20 protein-coding genes are annotated in these 22,037 nt (G+C 73.6%); 12 read left to right on the forward strand and 8 right to left on the reverse strand.

Features of this window, described 5'->3' with window-relative positions:
- The first annotated feature begins 474 nt into the window (after positions 1-474).
- Positions 475-1,146 carry an HNH endonuclease signature motif containing protein gene (locus ACFWEJ_RS08060; RefSeq protein WP_377228678.1) on the forward strand — a complete coding sequence of 224 codons (672 nt, stop codon included), beginning with the start codon at positions 475-477 and terminating at the stop codon, positions 1,144-1,146.
- Between the two features lie 678 nt (positions 1,147-1,824).
- Here the strand turns inward: ACFWEJ_RS08060 and ACFWEJ_RS08065 are convergent.
- Complete coding sequence (locus tag ACFWEJ_RS08065) at positions 1,825-2,565, reverse strand: MerR family transcriptional regulator (protein ID WP_377228679.1); 741 nt, start codon at positions 2,563-2,565, stop codon at positions 1,825-1,827.
- A gap of 101 nt (positions 2,566-2,666) precedes the next feature.
- On the opposite strand from ACFWEJ_RS08065, the gene ACFWEJ_RS08070 reads away from it, so the two are divergent.
- The 3 genes from ACFWEJ_RS08070 (at position 2,667) to ACFWEJ_RS08080 (ending at position 5,735) form a co-directional block, all read left to right on the forward strand.
- The gene (locus tag ACFWEJ_RS08070) at positions 2,667-3,506 is read left to right on the forward strand and encodes a helix-turn-helix domain-containing protein (RefSeq protein WP_377228680.1); all 840 of its coding nucleotides are present in this window, start codon (positions 2,667-2,669) and stop codon (positions 3,504-3,506) included.
- 131 nt (positions 3,507-3,637) lie between these two features.
- The gene (locus ACFWEJ_RS08075; protein WP_377228681.1) at positions 3,638-4,690 is read left to right on the forward strand and encodes an ABC transporter substrate-binding protein; all 1,053 of its coding nucleotides are present in this window, start codon (positions 3,638-3,640) and stop codon (positions 4,688-4,690) included.
- Positions 4,683-5,735, forward strand: coding sequence for a peptidase C39 family protein (locus tag ACFWEJ_RS08080; RefSeq protein ID WP_377228682.1), 1,053 nt, complete (start codon positions 4,683-4,685; stop codon positions 5,733-5,735). Before ACFWEJ_RS08075 ends, ACFWEJ_RS08080 begins: the two co-directional genes overlap by 8 nt.
- Here the strand turns inward: ACFWEJ_RS08080 and ACFWEJ_RS08085 are convergent.
- Positions 5,728-7,965, reverse strand: coding sequence for an ATP-binding protein (locus ACFWEJ_RS08085; protein WP_377228683.1), 2,238 nt, complete (start codon positions 7,963-7,965; stop codon positions 5,728-5,730). The two genes, ACFWEJ_RS08080 and ACFWEJ_RS08085, sit on opposite strands and share 8 nt — an antisense overlap.
- A gap of 116 nt (positions 7,966-8,081) precedes the next feature.
- On the opposite strand from ACFWEJ_RS08085, the gene ACFWEJ_RS08090 reads away from it, so the two are divergent.
- From ACFWEJ_RS08090 to ACFWEJ_RS08100, 3 genes are all read left to right on the forward strand, one after another.
- The gene (locus tag ACFWEJ_RS08090; protein ID WP_377228684.1) at positions 8,082-8,798 is read left to right on the forward strand and encodes an alpha/beta fold hydrolase; all 717 of its coding nucleotides are present in this window, start codon (positions 8,082-8,084) and stop codon (positions 8,796-8,798) included.
- Between the two features lie 83 nt (positions 8,799-8,881).
- Positions 8,882-9,844 (forward strand): alpha/beta hydrolase, encoded by a 963-nt coding sequence (locus ACFWEJ_RS08095; RefSeq protein WP_377228685.1) that lies wholly within the window; start codon positions 8,882-8,884, stop codon positions 9,842-9,844.
- 123 nt (positions 9,845-9,967) lie between these two features.
- On the forward strand, positions 9,968-11,986 hold the full coding sequence (locus ACFWEJ_RS08100; RefSeq protein ID WP_377228686.1) for a DHA2 family efflux MFS transporter permease subunit: 2,019 nt from the start codon (positions 9,968-9,970) through the stop codon (positions 11,984-11,986).
- Here ACFWEJ_RS08100 and ACFWEJ_RS08105 read toward each other — a convergent pair.
- Positions 11,931-13,559, reverse strand: coding sequence for a sensor histidine kinase (locus ACFWEJ_RS08105; RefSeq protein WP_377228687.1), 1,629 nt, complete (start codon positions 13,557-13,559; stop codon positions 11,931-11,933). The genes ACFWEJ_RS08100 and ACFWEJ_RS08105 overlap by 56 nt on opposite strands.
- The gene (locus tag ACFWEJ_RS08110; RefSeq protein WP_377228688.1) at positions 13,552-14,313 is read right to left on the reverse strand and encodes a response regulator transcription factor; all 762 of its coding nucleotides are present in this window, start codon (positions 14,311-14,313) and stop codon (positions 13,552-13,554) included. The genes ACFWEJ_RS08105 and ACFWEJ_RS08110 overlap by 8 nt, the downstream gene beginning before the upstream one ends.
- A gap of 222 nt (positions 14,314-14,535) precedes the next feature.
- Between ACFWEJ_RS08110 and ACFWEJ_RS08115 the strand changes: the two genes are divergently transcribed.
- The 4 genes from ACFWEJ_RS08115 to ACFWEJ_RS08130 are packed head-to-tail and all read left to right on the forward strand — an operon-like array spanning position 14,536 to position 18,447.
- Positions 14,536-15,411 carry a polyphosphate polymerase domain-containing protein gene (locus tag ACFWEJ_RS08115; protein WP_377228689.1) on the forward strand — a complete coding sequence of 292 codons (876 nt, stop codon included), beginning with the start codon at positions 14,536-14,538 and terminating at the stop codon, positions 15,409-15,411.
- Positions 15,408-16,079, forward strand: a complete 672-nt coding sequence (locus tag ACFWEJ_RS08120) for a DUF4956 domain-containing protein (RefSeq protein WP_357478419.1) — start codon at positions 15,408-15,410, stop codon at positions 16,077-16,079. The genes ACFWEJ_RS08115 and ACFWEJ_RS08120 overlap by 4 nt, the downstream gene beginning before the upstream one ends.
- A gap of 11 nt (positions 16,080-16,090) precedes the next feature.
- A complete protein-coding gene (locus ACFWEJ_RS08125) occupies positions 16,091-17,794 on the forward strand; it encodes a CotH kinase family protein (RefSeq protein ID WP_377228690.1) in 1,704 nt (567 codons plus the stop codon).
- The gene (locus ACFWEJ_RS08130; protein WP_377228691.1) at positions 17,791-18,447 is read left to right on the forward strand and encodes a TetR/AcrR family transcriptional regulator; all 657 of its coding nucleotides are present in this window, start codon (positions 17,791-17,793) and stop codon (positions 18,445-18,447) included. Before ACFWEJ_RS08125 ends, ACFWEJ_RS08130 begins: the two co-directional genes overlap by 4 nt.
- Here the strand turns inward: ACFWEJ_RS08130 and ACFWEJ_RS08135 are convergent.
- The 3 genes from ACFWEJ_RS08135 to ACFWEJ_RS08145 form a co-directional block, all read right to left on the reverse strand.
- Positions 18,444-18,743, reverse strand: a complete 300-nt coding sequence (locus tag ACFWEJ_RS08135) for a hypothetical protein (protein WP_377228692.1) — start codon at positions 18,741-18,743, stop codon at positions 18,444-18,446. The two genes, ACFWEJ_RS08130 and ACFWEJ_RS08135, sit on opposite strands and share 4 nt — an antisense overlap.
- The gene (locus ACFWEJ_RS08140) at positions 18,743-20,023 is read right to left on the reverse strand and encodes an anion permease (protein WP_377228693.1); all 1,281 of its coding nucleotides are present in this window, start codon (positions 20,021-20,023) and stop codon (positions 18,743-18,745) included. The genes ACFWEJ_RS08135 and ACFWEJ_RS08140 overlap by 1 nt, the downstream gene beginning before the upstream one ends.
- Before the next feature lie 86 nt (positions 20,024-20,109).
- Positions 20,110-20,598 carry a VOC family protein gene (locus ACFWEJ_RS08145; RefSeq protein WP_377228694.1) on the reverse strand — a complete coding sequence of 163 codons (489 nt, stop codon included), beginning with the start codon at positions 20,596-20,598 and terminating at the stop codon, positions 20,110-20,112.
- Between the two features lie 111 nt (positions 20,599-20,709).
- Here ACFWEJ_RS08145 and ACFWEJ_RS08150 point away from each other — a divergent pair, with 111 nt between their 5' ends.
- A complete protein-coding gene (locus ACFWEJ_RS08150) occupies positions 20,710-21,726 on the forward strand; it encodes a helix-turn-helix transcriptional regulator (RefSeq protein WP_377228695.1) in 1,017 nt (338 codons plus the stop codon).
- Positions 21,727-21,744: 18 nt separating this feature from the next.
- Here the strand turns inward: ACFWEJ_RS08150 and ACFWEJ_RS08155 are convergent, their stop codons facing one another.
- On the reverse strand, positions 21,745-21,984 hold the full coding sequence (locus tag ACFWEJ_RS08155) for a zf-HC2 domain-containing protein (RefSeq protein WP_377228696.1): 240 nt from the start codon (positions 21,982-21,984) through the stop codon (positions 21,745-21,747).
- Between the last annotated feature and the right edge of the window lie 53 nt (positions 21,985-22,037).

A 22,037-nucleotide genomic window follows, 5' to 3' on the forward strand; every position in this document is an offset into this window, starting at 1 on the left:
GGTTCGGAGGAGGCCGCGAGGGCCGCGGCCGAGCACCGCAATGTGCAGTTGGACCGGGCGGAGAACGACATGGGCTGGCTGTCGGCGTACCTGCCTGCGGTGGATGCGGCGGCGGTGTGGGGTGTGGTGGACGACATGGCGCATCAGCTGCGGTACACCGCCGGTGAGGAGCGCACTCTGGGTCAGCTCCGTGCGGACTGTCTGACCGGGATCGTGACGGGTCGGCTGCTGCCAGGGGACCGCTTCGCGGCAACCGCTGGGGCTGAGGGGAGCACGGGGATCGTATGGCCGGTGAGCACGACGACCTCAGGGAACGCGTCTGGCGACAAGGCGCCGGCCGCCGGCAGCGGCACGACGACCGCTACGAGGGCAGGCAAGCCGACCGACACGGCGAACACGAACACGAGTGAGGTGGGAGCCCCTGTCTGCCCGTGCGGTGGCCGGGCGCCGGTGGTGCAGGAGACGGTGGTGCGCGTGACGCCCACTCGGCCGGTCGTCCGGGTGACGGTTCCGGCGAGCACGCTCCTGGGTCTGGACGATGCGCCGGGTGAGCTGGCCGGGTTCGGTCCGATCCCGGCGGAGACTGCCCGGCTGATCGCCCAGGACGCGACCTGGCAGCGACTGGTGACTGACCCGGTGACGGGAGTGCTGGTCGACTACTCGTCCCGGGCGTACACGCCGGGCAAGGTGCTTCGCGCAGCGGTGGAGGCCAGGGACGGGACCTGCACGTTCGTCGGGTGCGACACCCCGGCGACGACATGCGACCTGGACCACATAGAACCCTTCGACCACGAATCGAGAGAGCGGTCCGGGGCAACGGCCAAGAACCAACCCGGACAGACGAACGCATGGAACCTGCACGCGCTCTGCCGGCGGCACCACCTGCTCAAGACCCATGCCGGTTGGGGCGTCGAACGTGACCCGGTCACCGGGATCACCACCTGGACCACGCCCGCGGGCAGCACGCACGCCCGGCCGCCCACAGTCCTGGACACCCGGGTCGACCTGGACCAGGTCGACCCGGGCACCAGCCAGGACCTGACGCTGCGTGCCCTCACCGGGCGCCGGTTGCCCCGCGCCTACGTCACGGCCGCGCCGGCGGCAGATGTCAGCGAGTCGTCCGGGTCGGGGGTGCCACCATTCTGAGCGAGGAGGACTGATCCGGAGTCCGGCACTGGCACCACTGAGTACGGAGTACAGCTCCGTCTCCGTCTCCGGCGGCACTGAAACCGGCACCAGCTCAGGCTCAGACACCGAGACCAACACCGAGACCAACACCGAGACCAACACCGAGACCAACACCGGCTGGCACTGACAGTGGGTCCGGAGCACGGAGCACGGAGCACGGAGCACGGAGCACGGAGCACGGCTCCGTCTCCTCGTCAGTTGGCAGTGAGACCGGCTCCGGCGTAGGCGCAGGCTCACGCGGGCGCGGGCGCGGGCGCGGGTGCGGGTGCGGGCGCCAGCACCGGCACCGGCTGGCACCGGCACCAGGTCGGTCCCCTACTCCCGGCACCGGCACCAAGTCCGCCTCCATCGCCGGGCGCTGGGATCGGGTCGTACGCCGGGTGCGTGGACCGCGGTCCTACGCCGGGCGGTGGGGTCCGGGTCGTACGCCGGGTGCGTGGACCGCGGTCCTACGCCGGGCGGTGGGGTCCGGGTCGTACGCCGGGCGCTCGGATCCCGGTCCTACGCCCGGCGCCCGAACCCCGGTCCTACGTCAGGCACCCAAACCCCGGTCCGCCGCCCGACGCCAGCACCAGGCCCGGCACCAGGCCCGGCACCAGGCCCGGCACCAGGCCCCGCACCGCGTCCGCCCCCGCCTCACGCCGCGTCGCGGAACGCCTCCGCCGCGTGCAGCAGGTAGTACGCCAACCCCGTCTGCTGCTGTTCGAGCATCTGCCGGTGGAAGTCGTCCGTGACGAAGAAGCGCGCCTGGTCGGCGAAGCCGTCCGGGTCCGTCGGGTGCGTGGCGCTCAGTGCCGCGAGGTGTCGCTCGATCGCGCCCACCACCGTGGGGTCGTCGGCGCGCAGCCCGGCGCGCAGCGCGTCGGCCATGGTCGACATGAACGCGGTGGCCTCGGCGGCGGCCGCGTTCATCCGGTCGGCGTCGAGCCCGGCCGTGTCGAGCTCCACGCCGTAGGTGTCCCGCAGGTGCGCGTTCTGCTCGTCGAGGGCGTCCTGCCAGCCGGCCTGGTCCAGGCCGGTGAACATGCTGTCGGCAGCCATGGGTTGTCCCTTTCTCTCGTGTGCGATGGCCTGCTCGAGCGTCGCCAGCACCTGGGCGAGCCGTGCTCCACGTGACCTGAGCAGGGCGCGCTGGTCCAGCAGGCACTCGAGCCGAGAGGTGCGACCCGACAGGGCCTCCGCGATCGCGTCCAGCGGCATGTCCAGCTCCCGGAAGAACAGGATCTGCTGGAGTCGCTCCAGGTCGTCGTCCGAGTAGGACCGGTAGTCGTTGCGCTCGTCCCGCTCGGGGACGAGGAGCCCGATCCGGTCGTAGTGGTACAGCGTCTTGAGCGTCACGCCCGACAGCCGGGAGACGCGGGTGATCGTGTAGGTCATGGGGTCTCACCTCCTGCTTCACACCGTCGACCCTCCCCTGAGGGTAGGGTCAAGCGCCCTTCGCAGGGCCGGCCGAGGGCGTGCTCCCTAGACTCCGTCGCATGGCCGCCTCCACCCGTCCCGACGACGCGCGGGGCTCCTGGCAGCGCGACCCCACGGCGTCGGTGGGCCGGACCTTCCCCGTCCCCGCGGACACCCCCGCCGCGTTCACGATCGTTGCCGAAGCGCACGTCGTCGACGTCGCCACGGAGTGGGAGCCGCACGTCCACCCCGCGCACGAGCTCGTCTGGGTGCGGCACGGCACGCTGACCGCCCGGCTGGCCGGCCAGGTGTTCACCGTCTCGGAGGGGTTCGGCCTGTGGGTTCCGGCGGGCGTGGAGCATGCAGGCCGGCTGACGGCGGGGGTCGAGCTGTACGACGCGTTCTTCGCGCCCGAACGCACCCCGCCCGTGCTGGCCGGCCCCACCGCCGTCGCGATGGGGCCGGTGCTGCAGGCCCTCCTGGTCCACCTGGCGCGGCGGGACCTCGACCCCGAGGCGCGGGCGCGGGCGGAGGCCGTGGTCTTCGACGTGCTGGAGCCCTCGGACCGGCAGCTCGCCGTGCGGCTGCCCGCCGACCACCGGGTCGACGCGATCGTCGAGGCGCTGCTGGCCGACCCGGCGGACGAGCGCTCGCTGGCGCAGTGGGCTCGGTCGTCGGGCACGAGCGAGCGGACGATCACGCGCGTGTTCCGGGCGGCGACGGGGCTGTCCTTCGCGCAGTGGCGGCAGGCCGTGCGCGTGCACCGGTCGCTGGAGCTGCTTGCCGCCGGCGACACCGTGCAGGACGTGTCGGACGAGCTCGGCTACGCGCACCCCGGGACGTTCATCGACGCCTTCCGGCGGGTCATGGGGACGACGCCGGGGACGTTCGCCACCGACGTCGTTGGCCGGAAAGACTGATCTGCTGGCGGGTGTGCGGCATTGCGGACGAAGGTAAGCCTTACTTAGGCTCACCTCAGCGGGCACACCGGCACAGCCGCGCCGGGCGCGATGCCCAGGCCCGCTCCCGCAAGCAGAAAGAGGAAAGTCCCATGGTCGTGCCCAGGAGAAGCTCCGCCGCAGGAGCTGCCGCGTTCGTGCTGGCGCTCGTCGTCAGCGGATGCGGGACCACCGCGGTGGACGCGTCCGCGCCCGAGCCCTCGGCCCCGGCCTCGGGGAGCTGCGCCGACGACACGACCCAGACCTCGACCGGGCCGGTGTCCCTCGTGGACGGCGTCGGCCGCACCGTCGAGCTGGACCGGCCCGCCGAGCGCATCGCCGTGCTGGAGTGGCAGGAGGTCGAGGACGCCCTCACGCTCTGCGTCACGCCGGTCGCCGTCGCCGACCCCGAGGGTTACTCGACCTGGGTCTCCGCGGAGCCGCTCCCCGAGGGGGTCGCCGACGTCGGCACCCGCGAGGAGCCCGACGCCACCGCCCTGTTCGCCGCCGAGCCGGACCTCGTGATCATCGAGGGCTTCAGCGCCGACGACGAGGCCATCGCGCAGTTCGAGCGCCAGGACGTCCCCGTGCTGGTCGCCCGCGGGAACGACCCGGACGACCCGCTGGGCAACATGAAGGACGTCTTCTCGCTGATCGCCGCGGCCACCGGCCGCACCGAGCGGGCCGAGCAGGTGCTGGCGGAGTTCGACGCGCACCTCGCCGAGCGCAAGCAGGACGTGGCCGCCGTCGACCTGCCCACCACCGACTTCCTGTTCTTCGACGGGTGGCTGCAGGGCGGCAACCTGAGCCTGCGCCCCTACACGGAGGGCGCGCTGTTCACCGAGCTCGGCAAGGAGCTGGGGCTCACCCCGGCCTGGGACGCGGCCGTCAACGACTCCCACGGCACGGGCGGCCTGAACGCCGAGTACGGCCTCGCCCAGACCGACATCGAAGGGCTCACCGCCGTCGGCGACGCGAACCTGTTCTTCTCCAACGGCGACACCACCGGCTACGTGGACGCGCTGAACGAGAGCGACATCTGGACGTCGCTGCCCGCGGTCGAGGAGGGGCGCGCGCACGAGTTCCCGCTGGTCTGGGGCGCGGGCGGACCGCGCTCCACGCAGCAGGCGGTCGACGCCTTCGCGGACGCCCTCACCGGTGACTGACGCCCATACCGTCGTCGTCCCCTACGACCCGGCGGCGCTCCCCGAGGGCCTCGCGCGCATCGCGCCCGACGCCGTGCTGGACCGCTGGCGTTCGGCCGACCGGTCGGCGCACGCCCCGCGGCTCGTCGTCCTCGACGACGGGACGGGCGCCGCCCTGGTGACCGCACGTCCGGCCACCGCGTACCTCAAGATCGTGGACGCGGTGGGGGACGCCGTCGCGGCCGCGCGCGCCGTCGTCGCGCTGGCCCGGGCCGAGGGCCTCGTCCAGGTCAAGTGGGAGGGGTGGACGGCGGGGCCGGACGCCGCGGCCGCGGGCTTCGCCCCGCTCCGGGCGCCGTCGGCGGCCGACGCCGACCAGCCGCCGACCGGGTTCGTGCGCTGGCTCGACGACGCCGTTCACGAGAGCGCCGGCCACGCGAACAGCCCAGCCGAGCCCCCGCACTACCGCCAGACCACCCACTTCACGTGCGGGCCGTCCGCCGCGCTGATGGCGCAGGCGCACAGGGGCGCGATCCGCGCGGACGAGCTGGACCGGCGGCTGGAGCTGTCGCTCTGGCGGGAGGCCACCAACTTCCCGTCGTGCGACCCCGTCCGGCTGGGGCTGGCCGTGCAGCGGCGCTGGCCCGACTCCGCCGTCGCCGTCTCGCTCGACACCGACCGGCCCGTGTTCGTGGACGCCTACCCCGAGGGCGACCGGGACTGGCGCACCCTGCTCCAGGAGGTCTCCCGCGAGGAGGCGGCCGCGGCCGGCCTCCCCGTCGACGGCCGCCACCTCACCCTGCCCGGGCTCCGGGCCGCCCTGGAAGACGGCGAGCGCCTGCTGCTCCTCGTCTCCCTGCAAGCGATGCTCGGGTTCGACGTGCCGCACTGGGTGCTGTGCCACGGGGTCGTGCCCGGAGCCGTGCTGCTGGAGGATCCCTGGATCGGCACCACGGCGGGCGAGACCTGGGTGGACGCGCACCTGCTCCCGGTGGCCGACGACGCACTCGACGCCATGTCCCGGATGGAGGAGCCCGGGTACCGGGCGGCGGTGAGGATCAGCTGAGCCCGGCGAGCTGCGCCCGGGCGGCGTCGGCCCGCCGGCGGTCGCCCAGCGCCTCGCGGATCTCCACGACCCGCCCCAGCGCGGCGGCCGCCTCGGCCGTGCGCCCCGTCGCGGCGAGCGCCAGCGCCCGCACGCGCAGGTACATGGCGCGGTGGGCGGGCACGTCGAGCTCGTCGACGGCGGGCGCGGCGGCGTCCGCGGTCGCGAGCGCCCCCGCGCCGTCGCCGAGCTCGACGAGGTTCTTGACGATCGCGGAAGCCGCGGCGACCCGGGTGGTCAGCGCGATGTCCCGGGGGAACCGTGCCGGCTGCCGCTCCAGCAGGTCGATCGCGGCGCGGTCGGCGCCGATGGCGTCGGCCCGCCGCCCGAGCTGGGTGAGGGCCTCGGCGAGCATGCGGTGCGTCTGGAGCAGGCCGGCCGCGTCGTCCGCGTCGGCGAAGCACCGGCGCGCCTCCTGGGCGTCGCGCACGACGTCGCCGGGCCGCCCGAGCAGCAGCTCGCACCACCCGGTGTAGTACAGGGCCCAGCCCTCCTGGGCGCGGTTGCCCGCGCGCCGCGCGACGTCCCGGGCGCGGTGCGCGTGCTCCAGGCCGCGGGCCGGGTCGTCCCGCGTGCAGAGCTCGGCCCAGCTCAGGTATCCGAGCTGGGTGGCCAGCAGGTCGTCGTCGGCGAGGCGCTCCGCCGCCTGGACGGCCAGGTCGTAGACCTGGTGCCACTGGCCCCACTGCACCCACAGGTCGGAGAACCAGTGCAGGGACTCGGCGACCCGCACCACCAGGGCGTCGTCCTTGTAGGCCGCGGCGGCGCGCAGCGCGTGGAACCAGTGGTCCGCCTCGTCGTGCAGCCAGGCGCTCGCGGCCGCGCGGGTGGACAGGTCGGCGAGCCCGGTCCGGTCCGGGCCGTGCCCGCGTGCGGGCTCGAACCAGAGGCCGGCGTCGACTGTGGTCGTCAGGATCCAGTGCCGCAGGTGTTCCGCGTGCGCGGGCTGCGCGTGCGGGCCCTCGTCCTGGCGGAGGCGGTCGCGCGCGAAGATCCGCAGCAGGTCGTGCAGGTGGTAGCGGTCGTGGGTGGCGGCCTCCAGCAGGCCGAGGTCCACGAGCTCGTCGAGCAGGTCGACGGCGGTGTGCCGGCCGGACCCGGCCAGGACGGCGCCGAGCTCGGCGGTGAACGTGGGCCCCGTCAGGACGCCGAGGCGCCGGAACAGCGTCCGCGCGGCGTCGGAGAGCTGGTCGTAGGACATCGCGAAGGCCTTGCGCAGCTCGAGGTCGCCCGCGCGGAACCCGTCGAGGCGGTGGTCCTCGGACGCCAGCCGGTCCGCGAGCCGGCCCGCGGTCCAGGCGCGGTGGCTCGCGACGCGGTTGCCGGCGATGCGCAAGGCCAGCGGGCAGCCGTCGCAGAGGTCGGCGAGCCGGTGCAGGTCGGCCTCGGGCGCCTGCGCGGCGGGGATGATGCGGCGCAGGAGCGTGACGGCGTCGTCGTGCGCGAGGCGGTCGAGCTCCACGCGCAGGGACGCGTCCAGCCCGGCCAGCGGACGGCGGGCCGTGACGATCACCGCGGAGGGCCCGGTGGCGGGCAGCACCGGGCGTACCTGCTCCTCGCCGGCCGCGTCGTCGAGGACCACCAGGACCCGGCGGTCGTCGAGGAGGGAGCGCCACAGGGCGGCGGCGTCGTCCACGTCGTGCGGCACCGACCGGACGGCGGGCTCGCACGACTGGATCAGGCGGCGCAGCACCAGGAGCGCGTCGAGCGGGCGCCCGCCGAACCCGCCCAGGTCGAGGAACCGCACGGCGTCGAACCGACCGCGGACGTCGCCGGCGGCCCGCACCGCGAGCGACGTCTTGCCGAGCACCGCCGGCCCGGAGAGCACCACGAGCGGCGACGGCGCGCCGTCGGCGCCCGACGTCACGTGCGCCCCGATCGCGGACAGCTCGGCGTCCCGGCCCACGAGGTCGGCGACGGCGCGGGGGAGCGGCAGCGGGGCGACGACGCCGGCCGGGGGCCGGTGCCGGCCCGCTCGGGCGGCCGCGAGCAGCGCCGCGCGGTCGGCGGGCGCCAGGCCCAGGCCGTCCGCCACGAGGTCCACGGTGCGCCGCTGCGGACCCAGGCTGGCCCCGCGCTCGATGTCGCTGATCGTGCGGTCGCTCACCCCGGAGAGCTCGGCGAGCCGTTCGAGCGTCAGGTCGGCCTCGTGCCGGAACCGGCGGAGCAGCGGGCCCAGCGCCTCGGTCATCTCTCCCCATTCCTGCGTGCTTCCTTCGTGGACGCAGTCACCGGTGACGGCCTTGGATCGAAGTGTCTCATCGTGGCGGCCGTGTCCCCGCGGTCGTCCCGCGGAAAGGAACCCCCATGTCATCCACTCCCACCGTCGTTCTGGTGCACGGCGCGTTCGCCGACGCCGGAAGCTGGACCCCGGTCACGCGCGCCCTGCTCGACCAGGGCTTCCGGGTCGTCGTCCCGCCCGTGCTGAACCGCTCGCTGACCGGCGACGCCGCATACGTGCGGTCCGTCGTCGAGGCGATCGACGGCCCCGTGCTGCTCGCGGGCCACTCCTACGGCGGCGCGGTGATCACGGTCGCCGGCGCGGCCGAGAACGTCGTCGGCCTGGTCTTCGTGGCCGGCTACGCCCTCAAGGAGGGCGAGAGCCTCGGCGAGCTGCAGGGCGGCTTCCCCGACTCCGACCTCGCGGCCCACCTGGTCTACACGCCCTACCCGGTCGACGGCGCCGAGCCGGGCACCGACGTGTCCGTGGCCGTCGACGCGTTCCCCGCGGTCTTCGCCGCCGGGGTGCCGGACGACGTCGCGACGGTGCTCGCCGTGTCGCAGCGCCCGCTGTCCGCCGTGGCCTTCGGCGAGCCGGCTCCGGTCGCCGCCTGGCGGACCAAGCCGTCCTGGGGGATCGTCGCGGCCGCGGACCACACGATCAACCCCGACGTCGAGCGCTTCGGCTACGAGCGTGCCGGGGTGCGCGAGAGCGTCGAGCTCGACGCGCCGCACCTCGTGATGCTGACCCACCCCGCCGAGGTCGCCGCCCTCATCGCGCGGGCCGCGGGGCAGACCGCCTGACCGGCGCCGCCCGGCCCGCCGCGCACCCCAGCCACACCCAGCACCCCAGCCACACCCAGCACTCCCGTAACGAAGGAACCACCATGACCGCCAACCCCCACGACCTGTCCCTGGAGCCCGCCGCCCAGGCGTTCGCCGAGGCCACCGACAACCCGCCGTACCTGTACCAGCTCGCGCCCGAGGAAGGCCGCAAGGCCGTCGACGACGTGCAGTCGAGCGAGATCTTCAAGCCCGAGGTCGACGACGTGTGGGTCACCGTCGAGGGCGGGCCCACCGGCACCGTGCCGGTCCGGATCGTCCGGCCCGCCGGTGTCCAGGGCCCGCTCCCGGTGGTGCTCTACGTGCACGGCGCCGGCTGGGTGTTCGGCGACGCGCACACGCACGACCGCCTCGTGCGCGACCTCGCGATCGGCGCGCAGGCCGCCGTCGTCTTCCCCGAGTACGACCGGTCGCCCGAGGTGCGCTACCCCGTCGCCGTCGAGCAGGCCTACGCCGTCGCGCAGTGGGTCACCAAGGAGGGCGCCGACCAGGGGCTGGACGGCGGCCGCCTGGCCGTGGCCGGCGACTCCGTGGGCGGCAACATGTCCGCCGCCCTCACCCTGCTCGCCAAGGAGCGCGGCGACGTCACCTTCCGCCAGCAGGTGCTGTTCTACCCGGTGACCGACGCCGCGTTCGACACCGCCTCCTACCGCGAGTTCGCCACCGGCTACTTCCTCACGCTGGAGGGCATGCGCTGGTTCTGGGACCAGTACACGACCGACCCGCAGGAGCGGGACCTGATCACCGTCTCCCCGCTGCGCGCCACCGAGGAGCAGCTCACCGGGCTGCCGCCCGCCCTGGTCATCACCGCGGAGGCCGACGTGCTGCGCGACGAGGGCGAGGCCTACGCCGCCAAGCTCCGCCGGGCCGGCGTCGACGTCACCAGCGTCCGGTACGGCGGCGTCATCCACGACTTCGTCATGCTCAACGCCCTGCACGACACGCACGCCGCCCGCGCCGCCGTCGCCCAGGCGTCCGCCACGCTCCGGTCCGCCCTCCAGGACTGACCGGGCTCCGGCGCGGGGAGGGACCCTCCCCGCGCCGACCCGCGCGGGCCGTGACAGTCTGCCTCCGGGGGCACACGCACGGGCGCGCAGGCCTCGCCGTCCACGGACCCGGGAGGCAACCGCATGACCGCACCGAGCGCAGAGGCGGAACCGCAGGCCCTGCCGCAGGCCAGGGTCTGGGCCATCTTCGCGGGCCTCATGCTCGCGATGCTGCTCGCCGCCCTCGACCAGACGATCGTCGCCACCGCGCTGCCCACGATCGTCTCCGAGCTCGGCGGCGCCGAGCACCTGTCCTGGGTCGTCACGTCCTACATGCTGGCCAGCACCGCGACCACCGTGCTCTGGGGCAAGCTCGGCGACCTGTTCGGGCGCAAGACCCTGTTCATCGCGTGCATCCTGATCTTCCTCGTCGGTTCGATCCTGTCCGGCACGTCGCAGACCATGGGCCAGCTCATCGCCTGGCGCGCCGTGCAGGGCGTGGGCGGCGGCGGGCTCATGGTGCTCTCCCAGGCGATCATCGGCGACGTCGTGCCGCCCCGGGACCGCGGCCGCTACCAGGGGCTGTTCGGTGCGGTCTTCGGCGTCTCCTCGGTCGCCGGCCCGCTGCTCGGCGGGTTCTTCGTCGACAACCTCGACTGGCGCTGGGTCTTCTACGTCAACATCCCCGTCGGGATCATCGCGCTCATCGTCGTCGCCTCGGTGCTGCCCCGCATCACCACGGACACCCGGCCCCGCATCGACTACGCCGGCATCATCCTGCTCGCCGCGATCTCGACGGCGGTCGTGCTGGTCACCAGCCTGGGCGGCACCACCTGGGAGTGGAACTCCGCCCCGGTCTACGCCCTGATCGCGATCGCTGTGCTCGGGCTGGTCGCGTTCGTCGCGGTCGAGCGGCGGGCACCCGAGCCCGTGCTGCCGCTGCACCTGTTCCGCAACCGGGTCTTCTCCGTCTCCGCGGTCATCGGGTTCGCCGTCGGCTTCGCGATGTTCGGCGCCATCACCTTCATCCCCCTGTACCTGCAGACGGTCAAGGGCTCCACGCCCACCGAGTCCGGGCTGGAGATGACGCCGATGATGCTCGGCCTGCTCATCACGTCCATCGGCTCGGGACAGCTCATCTCCCGCACCGGGCGCTACAAGGTCTACCCGATCGTCGGCACCGCGATCACCGCCGTGGGGCTCTACCTGCTCTCCCTCATGGACCAGACCACCACCACGCTCCAGGCGGGCCTGAGCATGTTCGTGTTCGGCGCCGGGCTCGGCATGGTCACCCAGGTGCTCGTCATCGCCGTGCAGAACGCCGTGAGCTACCGCGACCTGGGCACCGCGACGTCGGGCACCACGTACTTCCGCACCATCGGCTCGTCGGTGGGCGTCGCGGTGTTCGGCACGATCTTCGCGAACCGGCTCGCGGCCGAGGCCGCCACCTCCGTGCCGGACGCCGCCCAGGGCGTCTGCGGGCCCGCGGCGCTCACGGCGTCCACGCAGGCGCTCGCGCAGTGCCCGCCCGACGTGCAGACCTGGTTCCTCGACGCGTACACGCAGGCGCTGCACATCGTGTTCCTGGGCGCGGTGCCGGTCGCGGCGCTCGCGTTCCTGCTCACGTGGCTGCTGCCCGAGGTGGAGCTGCGCACGGCCACGCGGGGCGGCGACGACGAGGCGGGCCATGCGGCTGGCGCCACCTTCGCGCTCCCGTCGTCGCGCACCTCGCTCGAGGAGCTGCGCCTGATCCTGTGGCGGCGCGTGGGCAAGCGGGACCCGTTGCGGGTCTACGACGTCGTGGCGCAGGACGTCGGCCTGACGCCCGGCCAGGCGTGGATGCTCACCCGCGTCTCGCTCAAGCGCACCCGGTCCGTGCGGCTCATGGCCGAGCGCACCGGGCGCACCGAGCACGTGGTGCGCGACGTCGCGGACACCCTCGCGGCCCGCGGCCTCGTGGCTGTCGACGGCGACACGGTCCGGGCGCTGCCCGCCGGCGACGTCGTCGCGGAGGCGATCCGGGAGGCGGAGCGGGAGCGGCTGCAGCGGTACGTGGAGCAGTGGCCCGGCGGCGACGAGCCGGAGGTCACGGAGCTCGTGGAGCAGCTCACGCGCCAGATCCTGGCCGACCGGACGGACCAGGCCGGGGCAGCCGCACCGTGAACGTGGTCCCGGTCGCCGTTCCCTCGTCCGCCGTGCGGGAGCGGACGGCGATGCTCCCGCCGTGCTCGGTCACGATGGCGTCCGCGATCGAGAGGCCCAGGCCGGTCGACCCGCCGTTGCGGTTGCGCGCCACGTCGCCGCGCGTGAACCGGTGGAAGAGCGAGGGCCGCAGGTCGGCGGGGATGCCGGGCCCGTCGTCGGTGACGTGCAGGACGACGGCGTCGCCGTCGTTCAGGAGCCGCACGCGCACCTGCGTGCCCGCCGGGGTGTGCGTGCGCGCGTTGGCGAGCAGGTTCGCCACGACCTGGCGCAGGCTGGCCTCGTCCCCGGTGACGACCAGGTCGTCCGACCCGTCGCCGGGGTGCGCGTCGTCCTGACCGTCCGGCAGCTCCAGCTTCCAGGCGTGGCCGGGGCTGGCCGCGTGGGCGTCCATGACGCCGTCGACGGCGAGCGCGACCAGGTCGACGGGCGCGCGGTCCAGCCCGCGCCCGGCGTCGAGCCGGGCCAGGAGCAGCAGGTCCTCGACCAGGCCCGTCATGCGCACGGCCTCGGACTCGATGCGGTCCAGGGAGCGCGCCGCGGTGGGCGGCAGCTCCTCGGGGGCGCGGTGCACCAGCTCGGCGTACCCGCGGATCGACGCCAGGGGCGTGCGCAGCTCGTGGCTCGCGTCCGCCACGAAGCTGCGCACCTGGGTCTCGGAGTCGTGCCGGGCCTGGAGCGACACCTCGACGTTCTCGAGCATCCGGTTCAGGGCGGCGCCGACCTGGCCGACCTCGGTCCGCTCGTCCGTGAGGGTCGCGGGCACGCGGGGGATGGCGTCGATCGCGCCGCGGGAGAGCTCGAGCTCGGAGACGCGGCTCGCGGCGTCCGCCACGCCGTCGAGCGGCCGCAGGGAGCGGCGTACCAGCCAGGCGCCCACGCCGACGGCGGCCAGCAGCGCGGCGACGCCGAGCGCGACCTCGACCAGCACGTAGCGGTGCACGGTCGCGTCCACGGTCGCGGTGCTGGTCGCCACGACCACCGGTTGGTCGTCGTCCGTGGTGACGTGCACGGCGCGGAAGGCGTCGAGCCCCTCCAGCCGGACGTCGTGCGGGCTCCCGTCGGCGGGGACGGCCAGGAGCTCGGCGACCTGGTCGTCGTCGAGGGCCTCGCGCTCCAGCGAGGTCGTCACGTGGTCGGCGAGCACCGGCTCGCCGTCCACGTAGCGCACGACGGCGCTGCCCGGGCCCAGGCCCGGCGGGAACGCGGGCCGGCTGATCGTGTCGGAGGCCCCGCCCGGCGCCGGCACCGGCAGGGCGGGGAGCTCCTGGCCCGGCGGGGTGACGGAGGCGTCGTCGCCGGACGGGTCGTCGCGGAGCTGGATCTGCACGGGACCCTGCGCCAGGCGCTGGCTCGCCTGCTGGAGCTCGGTGTCGACCTGGTTCAGGAGCTGGGAGCGCAGCACCGCCGTCGACGCCACGGCCAGGCCCACCGTGACCACGAGGACCACGGCGGCGAGCACGAGCACGAGGCGCCGCCGCAGCGCGGTGGGCCGGCGGGGCGCGCGTTCGGTGGGCGGGGCGACGTCAGGCACGTGCCTCGTCCGTGACCTTGCCGGGCCGCAGCACGTAGCCGACGCCGCGCAGCGTGTGGATCATGGGCTCGCGCCCCTTGTCGATCTTGCGGCGCAGGTAGGACACGTACAGCTCGACGATGTTGGCCTGCCCGCCGAAGTCGTAGTTCCAGACCCGGTCGAGGATCTGCGCCTTGGACAGCACGCGCCGCGCGTTGCGCATGAGGTAGCGCAGCAGCTCGAACTCCGTGGCCGTCAGGTGGATCTCCTCGCCCGCGCGCCACACCTCGTGCGCGTCCTCGTCCAGCGCCAGGTCGCCCACGGCCAGCACGCCGTTCCCGTTCTGCGCCGACGCGCCCTGCCGGCGCAGCAGCCCGCGCAGCCGGGCGACGACCTCCTCCAGGCTGAACGGCTTGGTCACGTAGTCGTCGCCGCCCGCGGTCAGGCCCTTGACCCGGTCCTCGACCGCGTCGCGCGCCGTGAGGAACAGGACGGGGACGCGCTCGCCGTGCTCGCGCAGCCGGCTCAGCACCGTGAGCCCGTCCATGTCGGGGAGCATGATGTCGAGCACCACGATGTCCGGGACGGACTCGCGGACCGCGCGGAGCGCCGAGGCGCCGTCCAGGGCGGCGGTGACGTCCATCCCCTCCAGGCGCAGCGCGGACGTGAGGAGCTCGGCGAGGTTGGGCTCGTCGTCGACCACGAGGACCCGGACGGGCGACCCGTCCGCGCGGGTGGGGCGGGGCTGGAAGGTGCCGGCGGGTGCGGAGGTCATCGCACCAGCGTGCGCCGCGATCCCGTGGTGTTCCTGGGCCGAACCTGTGCGTTGGCTATGCGTCCGGCCGGGTCACCGCGAAACGTGGAGCCGATCCACGTTCGCCTCCACGTTTCCAGCAGACACAAAGATTCACCCGGCAGGGTCGGTTTCCTCAGTGTTCATCCGCTGGTCAGACGCCGTTCATGACGGCGTCCGGCCGCCGACGAGAGGAACGGACCCGTGCGACCTCAGTCCGCGAGCTCGGCCCGCACCGCGACCGCCAGCCGGCTGCACGCCTTCAACCGGTTCGAGATCAAGTATCTCGTGCCGCAGGACCAGGCCGACGAGCTGCGCGCCGAGCTGGTGCGGCACATGGACGTGGACGCCTACTCCGGCGACGCGGGCTACCCGATCACGAGCGTCTACTACGACACGGCGCACCTGAAGTTCTACTGGGAGAAGATCGAGGGCCTGAGGTTCCGGCGCAAGCTGCGCGTGCGGCACTACGGCACGGCCGACGACCTGACCCCCGAGTCGGACGTCTTCGTGGAGATCAAGCAGCGCGTCAACCGGGTCACCCAGAAGCGGCGGGTGTCGCTGCCCTACCGCGACGCGCTGGCGCTGTGCTCGGCGGAGGGCTACGAGCCCACCGGCGCGATCAGCAGCCGCGAGCGGGCCTTCCTGGACGAGGTGTCCACCCTCGTGGGCGAGCTCGACCTGCGCCCGACCGTGACCACCGGCTACCACCGTGAGGCGTGGGTGGGGCGCGAGGCCGACCTCGGCCTGCGCGTCACGCTCGACCACCGGCTGCGCGGCCGCGACCGCGACTTCCACCTCTCCTCCGAGAGCGTCAACAGGCTCACGCTGCCGCCGCGCCTCTCGGTGCTGGAGGTCAAGGCGAACGAGCGCGTGCCCGGCTGGGTCACCGACCTGACGGCCCGGATGAGCCTCGACGTCGTGCGGATCTCCAAGTACTGCCAGAGCGTGCAGGCGTTCGGGCTCGCGCCCCGCTCGACGATGCACGCCCCCGACGAGGTCGACGCGATCCTGCTCGACCCGACCACCCCCACCGGCGTCGACGACGCCACGACCCGAAAGAGTGTTCTCGCCCGATGAATCTCCAAGACCTCAGCGGAACCTTCTCCGTCTTCGACGTGACGATGACGCTGGTGCTGTCGTTCGTCCTGTCCGCCGCCATCGGCTGGGTGTACAAGCGGACGCACCGCAACATCTCCTACAGCCAGTCCTACGTCCAGACGCTCGTCATCATCGGCATGGTCGTCGCCGTCATCATGCTCGTGGTCGGCTCGAACATCGCCCGCGCCTTCGCCCTCGTCGGCGCGCTGTCGGTGATCCGGTTCCGCAACGCGATCAAGGAGACCCGTGACGTCGGGTTCATCTTCCTGGTGATGGCGATCGGCATGGCGGTCGGCACCCGGTTCTACCTGCTGGCAGCCGCCGCGACGGTGGTCATCCTGCTGGTCGTCTTCCTCATGCAGCGGTTCGACTGGTTCAAGCTCGACATCCAGCGCCAGGTGGTCAAGGTCCAGGTGCCGCCGGAGTCCCGGTACCAGCAGGACGTCGCCGACGTGCTGGTCCGCATGACGCGCGAGTTCGAGCTCGTCAGCGTGGAGACCGTGCGCGGCGGGGCGCTGACCGAGCTGTTCTACTCCGTGCGCCTGAAGCCGGGGGTCACCACGGCCGAGATCATCGAGGCGCTCGGCGAGATCAACTCCGGGCAGAAGGTCACCGTCCTGACCGGCTACGACCAGTCCGACATGTGAGGAGGGTGACCATGACCCTGGCAGACCTGCGCAAACGCCTCCCGGTGCGGCTGCGCCAGCACTGGATCCCACTGACCGCCGGCCTCGCAGGGGTCGTGGTCGCCCTGACCGTCTTCGGCGACGTGACGGTCCGGCCGTACTCGACGAGCTCGGCCGCCGTCACCGACGAGGAGCGCATCACCCAGGACATCGAGGGCACGGTCGACCTGTTCGACGACGCCGTTGACCACGAGATCTCGCTGTCCTACTCCCAGGACGACTACGACCGGATGCTCGACACGTACTTCGCCGAGGGAGAGAAGGAGTGGATGACGGCCGACCTGACGGTCGACGGCACCACGATCGACTCCGTCGCGGTGCGGCTCAAGGGCAACTCGACGCTGTCGTCGCTGGTCGACGACCGGGCGGGGTCCGAGACCCAGGGCGAGCGCGCGCCGGGCGGGATCGGCGGGGGGATGGGTGGCGGTGAGATGCCGGAGGGCGGCCAGATGCCGGGCGGGGGCCAGATGCCCGAGGGCGAGCAGATGCCTGGCGGCCAGGGAGAAGCCGGCGGCGCCGGTGGTGCCGCCGGTGGCTTCGCCGGCATGGGCGCCTCGCTGACCACGGAGGAGCCCGAGAACCTGCCGCTGCTGGTCAGCTTCGACGAGAACCAGCCCGGCCGGGCCTACCAGGGCATGACCGAGCTCTCGATCCGTCCGGCGAGCGCGGCGAGCACGTCGTCGCTCAACGAGGCCGTCGCGCTGGAGCTCACGGAGCAGTCGGGCCAGCCCACGCAGGACTGGTCGTTCACGACCTACGCCGTGAACGACCGGCCGACGACGACCCGCCTCGTCGTCGAGAACCCGGACCCGCAGTACGCCGCCGAGCTCGACGGCGACGGGGTGCTCTACAAGCTGCTGTCGACGAGCTCGTTCACCTACCAGGGTGACGACCAGACCGAGTACACGGACGACTTCAAGCAGGTCAACCTCAACGGCAGCCAGGACCTGCAGCCGCTCGTGTCGTTCCTCGAGTGGCTCGACGGCGCCTCCGACGAGGAGTTCGCGCGCGACCTGGACCAGTGGCTCGACGTCGAGTCGTTCGCGACGTACCTGGGCACCCAGGACGTGCTCGGCAACTTCGACACGATGTCCGGCCCCGGCCGGAACGCCTACCTCTACTACGACCTCGACACGAAGCTGATCAGCGTCGTGTCGTGGGACCTCAACCTCGCGCTGGGCGGCATGTCGATGCCCGGTGGTGGCGGCGGTGGTGCCCCCGAGGGGGCCGGTGGAGGCGGCATGCCCGAGGGCATGGAGCTCCCGGAAGGCATGGAACTTCCGGAAGGCATGGAGCTGCCGGAGGGCTTCGAACCGCCCGAGGGGATGGAGCCGCCCGAGGGCTTCGAGCCCGGGGGCGACGGCGGGGGCCCCGGCGGGATGGGCGGGGGCATGATGGGCGAGAACGCCCTGGTGACCCGGTTCGAGGAGAACGCCGACTTCGCCGCCCTGATCGACCAGGCCGTCGGCGACCTGACGACCGAGTGGATCGACGGCGGCAAGGCCGCCGAGCTCGTCGCCGAGGTCGCCGCGCGCGTCCCGGCCACGGACGGCGTCGACCAGGCGACGATCGACGCCGACGCCGAGACCGTGCGGGGCGAGCTCGTGGCCACGGACGACGCCGAGACCGCTGACGCGGCGGCTCCGGCCGACGGCTCGGCCGCAGGGAACGGATGACCGAGCACCGGGTGCCCGGGCTGCGGGAGCGCAAGCGCGCCGCGGCCCGGGCCCGGGTCGAGGAGATCGCCATCGACCTGTGCCTGCGGCACGGCTACGACTCCGTGACCGTCGCGCAGATCTGCGCCGCCGCCGGCGTCGCGCAGAGCACGTTCTTCAACTACTTCGGCAGCAAGGACGCCGCCATCCTGGGGCGCCCGCCCCACCCCACGCCCCAGGCGGTCCAGGCGTTCGTCGACGGCGACGGACCGCTGCTCGGCGACCTGCTCACCCTCCTGGTGACGGGCGCGCTGGACGCCGTGGGCAACCTGGAGCTCTTCCGGCGCCGGTTCGAGCTGATCGACGGCAACCCGGAGCTCCGCGCGCGGGAGCTGGACCGGTCCGAGGCCTCCGGCTCGTGGCAGCACCACGCCGTCGAGCGCCGGCTGCGCCGGGACCCCCGCCTGACCACGACCGAGATCGCGGAGCGCGCCCACATGACCTCGGCGCTCGCCGCGAGCATCGTGCGGCACGCCCTCTGGTCGGCCCGGCGGGCACCCGCGGCGGAGTGGACCGAACACCTCCGGCGCAGCCTCGGGCTCGCGCACAGCCTCCTGGTCCGGGAGCTCCCGCCGCGGACGCCGCTCCGCCGTACCCGGCCGCGAACGTCCTAGTGCCCGCCGGAGACCACGACGAACAGGCCCGTGGCGACCGCCGCGACGACGAGGGTCAGGCAGAGGACCGCTCCGGCCAGCCGCGCGGGGCCGGGGCGCGGGATCGCGACGGCGACGGCGTCGTCCTGCGACGTCCGGCGGGCCGCCGCCGCACGGGCCGCAGCCTCCTCGCGGTCCCGGGCCGGGCCCGCCAGCAGGCGCAGCCCCAGCGCGAACAGCGCGGGGATGCCCGCGCCCACCAGCACGCCGGCCACGAGGACCTGGCCCAGCGCGCCCCACTCGATGAACTCGCTCATCAGTTGTCTCCCTTCGACGGGGTGTCGGCACCGGGGGTGCTGATCGTCCCCACGGACTCGATGGCCGGGCCGACGGACGACGCCGTCGCGAGGGCGGGCACGGGACCGACGCGCTCGCCGCCCGCCTCGCCCGTGGTGGCGGCGACGGGCTCGATGCCCGCGCCCCGCTCCTCGTCCCACTCCTCGTTCACGTTGGTGTGGTCCACCGGCTTGCGGCGCGAGACCAGCCAGATGGCCCCGGACGAGATCACCAGCACGGCGAAGACGGCGATGATGCCGGGGGTCCCGCCGATGGTGGACTCGAGCCACTGGCACAGCGCGCCCACCAGCCCGGCCGCCGGGAGGGTGAGGCCCCAGGCGACGAACATCCGGCCGGCCACGCTCCAGCGCACCTTCGCGCCCGGCATGCCGACGCCGGAGCCGAGCACCGAGCCGGTGGCGACGTGCGTCGTGGACAGCGAGAAGCCGAAGTGGCTGGAGAGCAGGATGACGGCGGCCGACGACGTCTCGGCGGCCATGCCCTGCCGGGTGTCGATCTCGACGAGCCCCTTGCCGAGCGTGCGGATGACCCGCCAGCCGCCCAGGTAGGTGCCGAGCGCCATGGCGACCGCGCAGCTCAGGATCACCCAGAGCGGCACGTTCGAGTCGGCGGGCACGGCGCCGCCCGCGATGAGGGCGAGCAGGATGATGCCCATCGACTTCTGCGCGTCGTTGGTGCCGTGCGCCAGCGAGACGAGCGAGGCCGAGCCGATCTGACCCCAGCGGAAGCCGCGGTTGGTCAGGTCCTGCGGCACCCCGCGGGTCAGCTTGGCGACGCACCAGGTGCCGAGGCCGGCCACGGCGATCGCGATGAGCGGGGCGAGCAGGGCGGGCACCAGCACCTTGGACACCACGCCGGTCCACAGCACGCCCGAGGTGCCGACGGCGGCCAGCACGGCGCCGACCATGCCGCCGACGAGCGCGTGCGAGGAGCTGGACGGGATGCCGAGCAGCCAGGTCAGCAGGTTCCAGACGATGCCGCCGACCAGGCCGGCGAGCACGACGGGCAGGGTGATGACACCGGCGTCGACGATGCCCTTCGCGATGGTCGCGGCGACGGCGAGCGAGAGGAACGCGCCGACGAGGTTGAGGACGGCGGACAGCGCGACGGCTGTCTTGGGCTTGAGGGCGCGGGTGGCGATGGAGGTGGCCATCGCGTTACCCGTGTCGTGGAATCCGTTCGTGAAGTCGAAGGCGAGCGCGGTCACGACGACGAGCGCGAGCAGGAGCGTTTCGGTCACGGCCTTGATTTTGCGAGGCGAACCTTGGGGTGATCTGTGTTTTCCACTGATATCAAGGCACTGTTCCTTCATCGTTCATCTGATGTTCACCTGGAAGCCCCCTCGATGGAGTTCGCGACGTCGAGCACCCAGGTGACGCCGAAGCGGTCGGTGAGCATGCCGAAGGCGGGCGCCCACTGCGTGGGGGCGTAGGGCTCGACGATCGTGGCGCCGTCCGCCAGGCCTTCCCACAGGGCGGCCACCTCGTCGACGCTCTCGCCGCGCACGGAGAGGAAGAAGGGCTCGGACGTGATCGTGGTGCCGTTCTCGCGGCGGGTGGTGGGCGCTGCCGGGGCCTCGGGGGCGGGCGGTCCGGCCGGCGCGTCGCCCGGGACGTCGTAGGCCATGACCCGGAAGCCGTTGTCGGCCACGACCTGGCCGAACACGACCTTGCCGGCGTCGGGCAGGCCTGCGGGCATCCCGAGGTCGCCGTAGGTGGTGACGAGGAGCTGCCCGCCGAACACGGAGTGGTAGAGCTCCAGGGCCGCGCGGGCCTGGCCGTGGAAGTTCAGGTGGGCAACGGTGCTGATCGACATGGTGCTTGTCCTCACGGGATGGGTGCGCCGCCGGGGACTTCCGGCGACGAACCCCAACCTGTCAGCCGTACCGGACAGGGATCGTCCGGTACTCGTGGCATCGTCGGGGACATGCCCGTCGCCGCCTCGACCATGACCTCCGCCCGTCTGCTGTCCCTGCTGTCGCTGCTCCAGGTGCGCCGCGACTGGCCGGCCGGGCAGCTCGCGTGCCGGCTCGGCGTCAGCGACCGCACGGTGCGGCGCGACGTCGACCGCCTGCGGGAGCTGGGCTACCCGGTGCGGACGGCCCGGGGGCCGGACGGCGGCTACCGCCTGGAGGCGGGCAGCGACCTGCCGCCCCTGCTGTTCGACGACGAGCAGGCGGTCGCGCTCGCCGTCGCGCTGCGGCTCGCGGTGGTGACGGGCGCGGGCATCGAGGAGGCCGCCGCCCGGGCGCTGACGACGGTGCGCCAGGTGCTGCCCGCCCGGCTGCGGCAGCGGGTGGACGCCCTGGAGCTGACGGCGGCCGAGACCACCCGGCCCGGGGTCGGTGACCAGGTCGACACCGACGTCCTGCTGGCCCTGAGCGCCGCCCTCCGGGCGCACGAGGAGGTGCGGTTCGACTACGCGTCCCCGGGCCGGACGGACGCGGGGCCGCGACCCGCGCGGCGCGTCCAGCCGCACCACCTCGTGGTCCGGTCGCGGCGCTGGTACCTCGTCGGCTGGGACCCGGAACCGGGGGAGTGGCGCACCTACCGGGTGGACCGGATGACGCCCCGGGTGCCGAACGGCCCGCGGTTCACGCCGCGCCAGGTGCCCGGCGGCGACGTCGGCGCTTTCCTGGCCGCCCGCTTCAAGGGCGTAGAGGGTGCCCAGGCCGGGGACACGGACGACTGGCCCTGCACCGGCGAGGTGGTGCTCGCCCTGCCGGTCGGGCGCGTGGCGCCGTTCGCCGGGGACGGGCTCGTCGAGGCGCTCGGCCCGGACCGGACCAGGCTGCGCACCGGGTCGTGGTCCTGGGCGGCGCTGGCCGCCGGGCTGGCGCGGTTCGACGCGGAGGTCGAGGTGGTCGGGCCGCAGGCCCTGCGCGACGCGTTCGCGGAGCTCGCCGGGCGCGCGGCACGCGCCGCCAGGGCTCCCGTCGGCTGACCCGGTCGGCCGGCCCGGTCAGCCGACCCGGTCGAGCCGCCGGGCGTCCGCGTTGCGCCGCGCCCAGGCCACCTGGCGCACGTCGATGAACGCGCGGATGCACCCGGGGCACCGGTCGATGTGGGTCTCGAAGCGGCGCAGGCTGCGCGGCTCGAGGCGTCGGTCGAGATAACCAGGGATCGCGGCGCGGGTGGACCGGCACTCCTGCTGGTCGAACCGCACATTCTGGTCGAACCGCACAGCACTGATGGACGTCACGTGAACCTGCCCCCTGCGCACACGTTGCCCGGTCTCTACCGGCTGACAGCAGT

This window comes from Promicromonospora sp. NPDC060204, from assembly GCF_042728455.1.
GTDB lineage: Bacteria > Actinomycetota > Actinomycetes > Actinomycetales > Cellulomonadaceae > Promicromonospora.